A 1,651-nucleotide genomic window follows, 5' to 3' on the forward strand; every position below is an offset into this window, starting at 1 on the left:
TGATACACCATTGCATGGTAAAGTTAGTGTTATCGTAGAAAGAAGCACATTCATCAGTGCTCCAACTCATCGAACAATGGTCAATGATAATATTTTTATGTTGCTTTCCCCACAGTGCATCACCACTGTCGGCTTCTGCTTCTGTTGTAAAGTTGTCCGATCCCATGCGGAAACGCATGAAACGGATGATTACGTTGTCTGCCTGTACGGATACGGGATGTCCTTTCAGGCAAATACCGTTACCCGGTGCACTCTGGCCGGCAATCGTTACATCTCCGTTGGTTATCTTCAAGGGGCTTTTCAGTTCTATCAATCCGCTTACCGCAAATACGATCGTGCGCTTTCCCGTGCGATTTAATGCGTAGCGTAGTGTCCCTTGTGTTGTGTTATCGTTGTCTTCAAGCGAAGTTACTGTATACACTTCTCCGCCTGCTCCGCCGGTAGTATAACGACCTGCACCGTAAGCACCCGGAAAGGCATAACGCGTTTCGGCAGGTGTCTCTTCTTCACCACCTTCGTTCTCATTACCACCGTTACCGGTATTCTGTCCCGGTGTTTCATCAGTGATACTTGGGTCTTCGCTGCTGCAAGCAACCGATAGGTTGATTACACAGAAGCACAATAATCCCATTTTAATAGATTTGAGCATACAAATTATCTTTTAAAAAAATAGAGTTCTTTGTCTCATACATTATATTTGCTGATGATGTGACAAAGAACTCTTTATTAAATCTTATTGGTTTTATTCGCTTACTGTACCGTACTGGCTTACAGTTTTCACTGTATAAATATTGCTTTCGTCAGTGTTGGTCAGTGTAACGGTAGTGTCTGTAGTTTGCCCTGCATAGTTGCCATTCATAAAGATGAGGTAACCGGCAGCACCGGATACTGCATCCCATGTCAGAGTGTTTCCCGACAGATTGACATTGGTAGGTGCTGCAAGGGGAGTTTCCATATACTCTTTCGGGTTCCAGCTGTCAATAGTTATTATATTCTCATATGTATATTTAGCAGCTTCGGATGCTGTTAGCACTGAACTAGTGAAGGAAACGTTTCCGGAGGTGATTGTTTTACTTTCCGCAATCATATTTCCATTCTTGTCGATAGTGTTATATTCAGCATATAGTGTAGGTACTTGTCCACCATATCCCCAGTGTGAATCTATAATATCCATTTTCAACTTGGTGTTGATCCAGACAGTTTTCGTGGTTGTGGCTTGGGAACGTCCGAATGAGAATTTTGTATCATCACCGTTTACCGTACAATCTTTTATAACATATCCGTATTTATCGCTTTCACTGGTACGCGAAGCAGTTATAACGCTACCACCGTCATTGCCTGTATTATAGAATGTACTGTTTTCGATAAGTACATCGCCACTTCCCCAGATATAATCTGTATGACCTTCAATCCATGAGTTATAAACGTATGCACGATGAGGGGTTGTATTGTTCCAATAACGGGTCCACCCTGTATCCTGATAGGAGACAAGCAAACAATTATTCAAAGCAAAGCGGTCTTCATGGTTTATCAAGGCTTCTGCCTGTCCGTTTTTACCTAAACCACCAGTGTGACGATTTGAGAATGCACCATAAAGATTGATGATTGAAATGTTTTCAGCATAAAAATCTGTGGCTTCAATCAACACTAC

At 42.2% G+C, this 1,651-nt stretch carries 1 protein-coding gene and 1 pseudogene; both read right to left on the minus strand.

All coding sequences use genetic code 11. The features are described 5' to 3' along the window. Positions 1-649: pseudogene (locus tag AB5935_RS25430) on the minus strand (pectate lyase); the annotation flags it as partial. A 93-nt stretch (positions 650-742) separates the two neighbouring features. Then, positions 743-1,651 (minus strand): pectinesterase family protein (locus AB5935_RS25435; protein ID WP_368327808.1); only part of this gene is annotated, 909 nt, incomplete at its 5' end.

It is taken from the genome of Phocaeicola sp. RTP21198st1_B8_RTP21198_201120, from assembly GCF_040929485.1.
GTDB classification, from domain to species: domain Bacteria; phylum Bacteroidota; class Bacteroidia; order Bacteroidales; family Bacteroidaceae; genus Phocaeicola; species Phocaeicola dorei.